Below are 2,435 nucleotides of genomic sequence, written 5' to 3' on the forward strand. Positions count from 1 at the left end.
ATAGGAATGGGTATATATATTGAAGTATATGAATTTGTGAGGTGTGTTGATAAGTGGAGAATTATCGAATTGAAAAGGATACACTTGGTGAGGTTCGTGTTCCCATTGATAAATATTGGGGTGCTCAAACACAACGGAGCAAGGACAATTTTAAAATTGGCTCAGAGAAGATGCCATTGGAATTAATATATGGTTTGGTCTTTATTAAAAAGGCAGCAGCCATAGTAAATTTCCAATTAGGAAAGCTCAGTGAAAATAAAATGAAGGCCATTCAAAAAGTATGTGATTCCATTCATGCCGGGGATATGGATGAACATTTTCCACTGGTGGTCTGGCAAACAGGTAGTGGGACACAATCCAACATGAACGTAAATGAAGTGATAGCCAATAAGGCAAATGAATATTTAAAGGAACTGGGTGCTGCACATGAAAAAATCCATCCAAATGATGATGTCAATATGTCGCAAAGTTCCAACGATACCTTTCCAACAGCCATGCATATTGCTGCATATCAAAAGATCGTAGTAGAACTTCTTCCAGCATTATCAGAACTAAAAAATACTCTCCTACAAAAGGAAAAGGATTTCTCTACAGTCATTAAAATCGGAAGAACACATTTACAGGATGCAACACCACTGACACTGGGACAAGAAATCAGTGGATGGCGGTGGATGCTTGAAAAATGTGAAAAGATGATAAAAGAGGCAAGCCAATATCTGCTTGATTTAGCGATCGGAGGAACGGCGGTTGGTACAGGAATCAACGCACCCCTTTTGTTTGGTGATAAGGTTGCTGAGCAAATTTCCATATTTACCGGATACCCATTTCGGTCCTCAGAAAATAAATTTCATGCTTTAACAAGTCACGATGAGATTGTACATGTTCATGGTGCGCTTAAAGCTTTGGCCGCTGATTTAATGAAAATTGCTAATGACATCCGTTGGCTGGCAAGTGGGCCGCGCAGTGGGATTGGAGAGATTAATATCCCGGCGAATGAGCCTGGGAGTTCCATTATGCCAGGAAAGGTAAATCCAACTCAAAGCGAAGCATTGACGATGATAACATGCCAGATATATGGAAATGACGCTGCAATTGCTTTTGCAGCGAGTCAAGGGAACTTCGAGTTAAATGTTTTTAAACCAGTTATAATTAACAATTTTATTCAATCGGTTAGACTCCTTTCAGATGGAATCAGATCCTTCAATAAAAATTGTGCCGTGGGTCTTCAGGCCAATGAAGAGATTCTTAAAGAACATTTGAATCGCTCATTGATGCTTGTTACCGCATTAAATCCTCATATTGGCTATGAAAAGGCAGCGGAAATTGCCAAATTAGCTTTCAAAGAAAATGGTTCCCTAAAGGAAGCAGCGATAAAATTAGGTTATCTTACTGAAGAACAGTTTTCCAAATGGGTAAAGCCAGAAAATATGATATGAAATTGAAAGCCCCTTCCAAGTGGAAGGGGCTTAGCCATAATATTTATTTGTATTTACTTGGAGTACTAAATATTAGCGTTGGAATCCGCCAAGTTGAGACTCAGCCATTGCTACTAGACGTTTTGTAATTTCTCCACCAACAGATCCGTTGGCACGTGAAGTAGTGTCTGCACCAAGATTTACACCAAATTCTGAAGCAATTTCATACTTCATTTGACTAAGAGCTTGCTCGACGCCTGGTACTAGAAGTTGATTAGAGTTGTTGTTACTTGCCATAGTTGAATAACACTCCTCTTAATAAATTTGGGGTCAGTATGGAGTTGAACCATAATGGAGATTAAACCATTGCCGCCTAGGCCTAACCCATATTATCAATATTACTTTTGATAAACTTTCTACAATTGGAGATTCATTCATAAAACTTTGGTTTGGCTGGATGAGTCGGACTTGCACCGGCTAATACCCTTTTTGGTTTCATCCATCGTGTTGTTGAATGGTTGCTTGCTTTGTAATACTTATTATGATTAAAACGGAAAGACTTATTCGAGAAATTAATTAGTAATTTATTCCATTACATATGGTATGTAAGTTAACACAAACTAAGGTTATCAATTAAACAAAAGGGTGAATGAAATGTCTGAATGCCCAGTATGTAATGGTTTCCGTGAAGCCTATTTATTATGTACAAATTGCGGTGAGCCTATGATGGAAAGTGGTCGTCTTATGGATTTTTATGATGATTACAGTCCATATATGGAAATAGACTTAATGAAAATGGAAGATGGATATCCTGATACAAATTCAGGTCATAAGTGCCCCCATGTGTATCGATGTCCTGCTTGTCATCTAGAAGAAGTATTTTTTATAAAAGAATAAGCCTCGCTGCCAAGCGAGGCTATTCTGTCTTTAGATTGTATACTATTACGGGCGAATTCTTGATTCTGTTTCTTCATCAAAGAAATGTGCCTTATTCATATCAAACGCAAGTTCTAAAGTATC

General features: G+C 38.0%; 3 protein-coding genes. 2 read left to right on the top strand and 1 reads right to left on the bottom strand.

Going from position 1 to position 2,435, the window contains the following annotated elements:
• The first annotated feature begins 53 nt into the window (after positions 1 to 53).
• Positions 54 to 1,436 (top strand): class II fumarate hydratase, encoded by a 1,383-nt coding sequence (gene fumC, locus V7659_RS23210; protein ID WP_335453126.1) that lies wholly within the window; start codon positions 54 to 56, stop codon positions 1,434 to 1,436.
• Between the two features lie 72 nt (positions 1,437 to 1,508).
• Here fumC and V7659_RS23215 read toward each other — a convergent pair whose 3' ends face one another.
• Positions 1,509 to 1,712, bottom strand: coding sequence for an alpha/beta-type small acid-soluble spore protein (locus V7659_RS23215; RefSeq protein WP_026566044.1), 204 nt, complete (start codon positions 1,710 to 1,712; stop codon positions 1,509 to 1,511).
• Positions 1,713 to 2,069: 357 nt separating this feature from the next.
• Here V7659_RS23215 and V7659_RS23220 point away from each other — a divergent pair, with 357 nt between their 5' ends.
• Positions 2,070 to 2,312 carry a hypothetical protein gene (locus tag V7659_RS23220; RefSeq protein ID WP_026566045.1) on the top strand — a complete coding sequence of 81 codons (243 nt, stop codon included), beginning with the start codon at positions 2,070 to 2,072 and terminating at the stop codon, positions 2,310 to 2,312.
• The last annotated feature ends 123 nt before the right edge of the window (positions 2,313 to 2,435 follow it).

The sequence above is a fragment of the Neobacillus drentensis genome (assembly GCF_036966985.1).
Classification (GTDB): domain Bacteria; phylum Bacillota; class Bacilli; order Bacillales; family Cytobacillaceae; genus Neobacillus; species Neobacillus drentensis_E.